This window comes from Xenorhabdus sp. BG5, assembly GCF_015163665.1.
Classification (GTDB): Bacteria; Pseudomonadota; Gammaproteobacteria; order Enterobacterales; family Enterobacteriaceae; genus Xenorhabdus.
Genome location: NZ_JADEUG010000006.1, coordinates 142,229 through 148,408, shown reverse-complemented (window position 1 = coordinate 148,408; position 6,180 = coordinate 142,229). Strand labels below are relative to the sequence as shown.

The 6,180-nt window shown below is 47.8% G+C and carries 6 protein-coding genes and 1 pseudogene; all 7 read right to left on the bottom strand.

All coding sequences use genetic code 11. The features are described from left to right. Positions 1-150: 150 nt before the first annotated feature. The 7 genes and pseudogenes from IQ209_RS05495 to IQ209_RS05465 all read right to left on the bottom strand — a co-directional run bounded on the left by IQ209_RS05495 (position 151) and on the right by IQ209_RS05465 (position 6,036). Entirely contained in the window at positions 151-1,005 is an 855-nt protein-coding gene (locus tag IQ209_RS05495; RefSeq protein WP_193849702.1) for a tagatose bisphosphate family class II aldolase, read from the bottom strand. Between the two features lie 9 nt (positions 1,006-1,014). After that, a complete protein-coding gene (gene agaF / locus IQ209_RS05490) occupies positions 1,015-1,449 on the bottom strand; it encodes a PTS galactosamine/N-acetylgalactosamine transporter subunit IIA (RefSeq protein WP_193849700.1) in 435 nt (144 codons plus the stop codon). 9 nt (positions 1,450-1,458) lie between these two features. Further along, on the bottom strand, positions 1,459-2,301 hold the full coding sequence (locus tag IQ209_RS05485; protein ID WP_193849698.1) for a PTS system mannose/fructose/sorbose family transporter subunit IID: 843 nt from the start codon (positions 2,299-2,301) through the stop codon (positions 1,459-1,461). After that, a complete protein-coding gene (gene agaW, locus IQ209_RS05480) occupies positions 2,291-3,079 on the bottom strand; it encodes a PTS N-acetylgalactosamine transporter subunit IIC (protein WP_193849696.1) in 789 nt (262 codons plus the stop codon). The genes IQ209_RS05485 and agaW overlap by 11 nt, the downstream gene beginning before the upstream one ends. A 10-nt stretch (positions 3,080-3,089) precedes the next feature. Then, positions 3,090-3,572, bottom strand: a complete 483-nt coding sequence (agaV, locus tag IQ209_RS05475) for a PTS N-acetylgalactosamine transporter subunit IIB (RefSeq protein ID WP_193849694.1) — start codon at positions 3,570-3,572, stop codon at positions 3,090-3,092. A gap of 26 nt (positions 3,573-3,598) precedes the next feature. Further along, positions 3,599-4,756, bottom strand: a complete 1,158-nt coding sequence (locus IQ209_RS05470) for an SIS domain-containing protein (protein WP_193849692.1) — start codon at positions 4,754-4,756, stop codon at positions 3,599-3,601. After that, positions 4,753-6,036, bottom strand: a pseudogene (locus IQ209_RS05465) (D-tagatose-bisphosphate aldolase, class II, non-catalytic subunit). Before IQ209_RS05465 ends, IQ209_RS05470 begins: the two are co-directional and overlap by 4 nt. Positions 6,037-6,180: the final 144 nt, after the last annotated feature.

The following is a 6,180-nucleotide window of genomic DNA, read 5'->3' as shown; positions in this document are numbered from 1 at the left end:
CATCTAGGATAAAGTGAATTTTTTGTGAAAGCGGATAGGTCTCCCGAATGACACTCAAAAATACACCAATCTTCCGCGTTACATGTTGGCGACCTTCAAATCTTCAATGACGATTATCGCGTTATATTTCTGCAGGGCCCTAATTTGTGGTTACATCATTCCTGCGCTACCGCAAATGCGGATTTTAGTTTCGACCACCTTGCGCATTGCCTCTTTACCCGGTGTGATATATTTGCGCGGATCGTTTGCATCAGGGTGTTCAGCAAAATAGGCTTTGACCGCGTCAGCAAAAGCGATTTTCAGATCTGTCGCCACATTCACCTTACAGATCCCCAAATTAATCGCACGCCGAACCATCTCTTCAGGGATACCCGATGCACCATGCAGTACCAGTGGAATATCAACCTGTTGCCTGATGGCGTCCAGGCGATCAAAATCAAGGTGCGGCTCCCCGTGATACAGGCCATGCGCAGAACCTATCGCAACCGCCAGTGAATCAATGCCTGTCCGGGCAACATACTCTTTCGCAGCCATAGGATCGGTATAGAAGCTATCTTTGTTATCGACGATTAAGTCATCCTCCTGCCCGCCAAGCCTGCCTAATTCTGCCTCAACGCTGACATCATAGTTCTGGCAAAATCGAACCACCCAGGATACCGCCTCAATATTCTGCTCAAAAGGCAGATGTGAACCATCAATCATCACAGAACGGATACCGGACTGCACTTTATGACAGATATCATCGTACTCTTCATGGTGATCCAGATGCAGTGCCACTGGCAGATGGTTGATATACGCCGCTTCACGACAGATAGACACCATATATTCCAGCCCTGCGTAGGTAAAGGTGCCGGGTGTTCCCGCCAATATCACCGGTGATGACAGTGCGGCAGCGGTTTCTACCACCACCTGCACTGTTTCAAGATTATGGACATTAAAGGCAGGTACAGCGTATCTTCCCCGCTGCGCTTTTTTCAGCATTTCCCGATTAGAAATCAGATACATGTTAACTCCTCAGATACCATCAATACCCTGTGATGTCTGTTTTTCACGCTGCTGTTCATGCCACAGGCTGGTCAGCCCACGATGTCCACATTCCAGTGCCATGTCGCGAAACTCAAGGGCTGTCATACCGTCACGTTCAAGCATCATTTCCGCAACCATCTGCATATTAGTACCGGTAATGACTTGATATGCAGGATGATTTAATGCCAGTTGCGCAGACTGTCTGAACGGAGAACCACCGAGTAAATCGGTGAGAAAAACCAGCCCGTCCCCCTGATCACATTGACTGCACGCAGCCGCCAGTGCTTTTTTCAGTGTCTCAGTACACATTCCTTCTGGAAAATCCACGGCTATACACTGCGCCTGTGGGCCAATGACCTGCTCTACTGCCTGCAACAGGCCACTGGCAAAACTACCATGTCCGGTTATCACTACACCTAACATCTGCACTCCTTATAGAAAACCAACTAACTTACCGACAACCCCGAACACTACTGTGATACCAATCAGTTTCACCGGTGAACTTCCCTTCTTCATCAGCCAGTAAACCAGCAGAGTAAAAGCCAGAGGCAGCAGATTAGGCATCAGTTTATCCAGTACATCCGTCTGTAGAGCGACCTTCGCCTCACCAGCCTTCATGACTAACGGTGTGGAAAGATGAACGTAAGAAGCGACCAGCGCGCCTATCACTGTCATACCGACAATTGAAGCCGCATGAGAGATGTTCCTGGTGTGCGTTTTCAGCATGGCAATCGCTTTGGTACCGGCCTGGTAACCGTAATGTGCCAGCCCGAAACGCAAGGCAAAGTGCACGATGTTGAACATCAGCAGAAAAATAATTGGCCCGAATAAACTGCCCTGAAGTGCCAAAGAAGCACCAATGCCGGCACAAATAGGTAGTAGAGTCAACCAGAACAGAGCATCCCCGATCCCGCCTAAAGGTCCCATTAATGCAACTTTCACAGCACGGATGGTAGACACCTTCTCTTTACTCTTTTCCATCGCCAGCACAAGCCCAGACAGAAAAGTGACGTCAAAGGGATGAACATTGATAAACTCCATATGCATTTTCATGGAGTTGGATAAATCCTGTGGATTTTTATGGATCTTGCGCAGTGCGGGTATCAGGGTATATAACCAGCCTCCTGCCTGCATACGTTCATAGTTAAACGATGCCTGTAATAGTAGTGAGCGCAGCGCCATAACGTTAATATCGCGGGTTGTCAGTTCGGGACCGGGTTCTTTATCAATATAGTCGTCTCGATCAACCTGGCTGGTTGCTATATTAAATGCCATTGTTCATCTCCTGTGCGGTAGTCTGAGAACCTGCACCCTGATCGTCGTTGCTATCGTTATGGGTACGATTAAAGAAATCAATCAGTGCGATTGCGAATGCGCCGAGTGCGACTGCAATAATCGGCATGTTCAGGAAAGTTACGGAAATAAAACCCAGCATAAAGTAGGCCACATAAGTTTTTTTCATCATAAGCTTCATCAGTAATGAGAAACCGATGGCAGGCATCATTCCCCCAGCCACTGCAAGGCCATCAAGCAACCAGTGTGGCGCTTTTCTAACAATGGCACTCGCCGCATCTGCACCAAAATAGATAGGCAGGAAAGCCACAATAAAGTAGAACAAAAATAGAATGAACATACCGAAGTAGTTGACCCATTCAACACCACGCCAGTTCAGTTTTTTCACCATTTCATCGCACTTGTGCATCATCGGTGAATAGATAGTGAATAACAGTGTGATACAACCCTGTACGGCTATCGAAAATGGCACAGCTATCCCTATCGCCACTTTCGGATCGGTATGGGCCATGATCGCAAATGTTGTCCCAATCACCCCGCCAATAACCACATTAGGTGGCTGCGCTCCGGCCAGTGGTACCATCCCCATCCAGACCAGTTCCAGCGTTCCGCCAACCAACAAACCCGTCTGTACATCCCCTAAAATCAGTCCAACCAAAGGGCCAATCACGATGGGACGGTGAATATGAGTCAGTCCGTTAAACAGGTCAACACCGGCTATCCCTGCCAGTAAAGCGATAAGTAGTGCGCTAGTAAGCATACTGACCTCCTCAGCTAATCAGCTTAGAGACAGATTCACCTGCTTCATCCGGCACCCGACGGATTTCACAAGTGACTCCCAATTTATCCAACTCACGGAATGCATTGATATCAGCGTCATCAACAGAGACCGTTTTGTGGATCTGTTTTTTTCCTTCCGAGAAATGCATATTTCCAACATTGACAAATTTGATAGGAACACCTCCTTTAACCAGAGTAAGCACATCCTGAGGTGTTTTGCAGACAATAAAAATTTTCTGCCTGTCCGCCGCCTTGTGGATGACATCGATTGTTTTCTGCAATGTGAAATAGCGGGTCTGCACATCGTCAGAAACCACCATATCCATTAGAGATTGCGCAACAGGGTCGGCTGATGCGTCATCATTTGCCACCACCACCAAATTCGCGCCCAGTGAATTTGTCCAGGTCACGCCAACCTGACCATGAATCAGACGGTTATCGATTCGGGTCATCAATATGTTTGGGGTAGACATACTCACTCCTGTTATTATTTTGTATGTTAATAAGGGTATAGCTGGACACCTTGTACAACCCGATTTACTTCCCCTGTCGGGCAAGGATTATCGGGTGATAAGCTATGTGACAGCGAGGTATTGAATGCCAACAACTGGAAAAAGATAAGATACGGAAACATTAACCAGACATCAGAGAGCTCACTATTCAGTTCAACAGCTCCCGACAATGGCAGGCTGCTAAGCGGAATAATCTGTTTTGCCCGTTCATCATGTTTCAGTTCATTGAGCAGATCGATATCATAACGGCGGCAATACGCTTCTGCTGACAGCATCACGACAACTAAGGTATTTTGATCGATCATAAATTTAGGACCGTGACGTACACCGAGTGTAGAATCAAAACGGGTTGCCACTTTCCCGGCGGTCAATTCGAGCATCTTGAGGGCGCCTTCTTCCGCGATACCGGTAAAACAGCCGGAACCCAACGCTACCATTCTGTTGAAACCGGACTGTGATACTTTCTGAACCTGCGGCAACCATTCTGAAAAACACTTTTCACAGAGAGTGGCCATCTTTTCGACCGACCTATCTTCCCGTGCAAGATCCTGTTTGCCAAGCAGTAGCAATGTCGCCAACGTCATGCAGCTGAAGCTGGATGTCATTGCAAAACTACGATCATGGGAACCTTTAGGCATAATCAGCGAACAGACATTGTTCTTACCCTCAGCCCGCTTCTCCTTAACATAATGGGCAAGCGCGCCATCAGGATTACAGGTAAGTATCAAGTGATAAACATCACCTGCCAGTTGATCTGCCAGCGCAATTACACCAACACTTTCCGGGCTGTTACCAGAACGTGCATAGGAGACTAGTAAGGTCGGACGCTGTTTTTCAAGATACTGCCACGGTGTCGGCAGAATATCTGTCGACGCATAGGCGCAAACATCCAACCCGCAATGTTCACGTAACCACGGAGCCATCGCTTTACCGACAAAAGCGGAAGAACCGGCACCACAGAGGATAATCTGTAAATCAGGCTTAGCTAACAATGAAGACAAAAAAGGCTGCCACTGTGCCGAGCTGGACTCCAATTCACGATAGAGTTCACGCCATAAACGGGGTTGATGGGCAATTTCCTCTGCGGTAAGCAGCGCATTGTGCTCTTCCAGCCATGACTGTGAATATGACAATATCGTCTTCATGCGACAGCTCCTTCACACGCGAGTGCGTACTGAAGTAAAACGGTTCTCACTTTATCCATCACCCACACTTTCGGATCATGTTCCAGCCGCCCTGCTTTTACTGCTTCGGCCTGCTCAGGCAGGTATTGACTTAACATCGACAGAGGTATTGGGTTATTACGCAGGTTATCCAACAGCTTATTGACTGCCGCTTCTGCCTTTGGATCTGCCCAGTAATAACGGATGCGGTCACTAAAACTGTATTGGCGGTCGATATATTGCTGATGTGCATTGCCTTGGTAATAAGGATGCCAGTGCTGAGGCTGCTCATGCATGATTTGCTCCAGCGTACTGTGCAGGTGAGCCGCATTCAGCTCACCATTCCATTCACGATCTAGCTTATCGAGAGCAAACAACCCCTCGCGCAGGGCAAACGTCAGTGCAGGCCCCACCTTTAGGATGGCAAAATGGTCACGCACCAATTCACGGTAAGCACGCAAAGTTTGGTAATCCGTAGAATGCGCCTCATAAACCAAATGGGGGACGGTTTCGATAAACTGGCTTAGTGTTTGTGCTTTCGCTGACTAGTAATGTTCAACATTATGATGATCAAATTCGACGCCAGGCTGAACCACAAGGCCAATAACCCGCGGCCAGACATCCGCTAAACCATGCTCCTGCCATGCGTGTTGATGAATTTTCAGCGTCGTTTCTGCTGCCAGAGGTGAAGTGATCTGCATCCCTGCCATTGACGCTTTAGCACCTCCCGGAACAGGAACTTCAGTGCCAATCACATAAACAGGGCGTTCACCGCCGTGCGCTTTCCAACTGCGCTCAGCAACCTGACACAGCCTCGCTGCACGAGATGCTACGATTTCATCACAGAGCGGCACCGGATCGTCAGCACAGGACATTGAACAATCGAGATGAATTTTTCTGAAACCTGCCGCAACATAATCGTAAATCAGTGTTTCAGAGAGCTGCATAGCCTCTTGCGCGCTACGGTTCTGCCATGCATTAGGCCCCAGATGATCACCACCAAGCCAGACTTTTTCGTGAGGAAGCCCTATTTTGTCAGCAATATTCCAGATCATTGTGCGGAAATCTGTCGGTTGCATTCCGGTATATCCACCGAACTGATTAACCTGATTAGAAGTTGCCTCAATAAGTACCGAAGAGTCTCTCTCTTTGGCAAAACGAATTGCACTTTCCAGCACCCAAGGATGTGCCGAGCAAACAGAGTAAACTCCAACGTTCTCGCCTGATTTATGGCGGTGGATCAACTGCAATAATGGCTGCATAGTATCTCCAGACTATTCAGATATGGTTAAAACGTAACGTTTTTTATTAAAATAGATATTTCTTATTCATCAACCACAATGACGTCGGCACCAAAAACAATCAGTGCCTGATGACAATCCCAGCTTCAAGGTCAAAACCGCTCA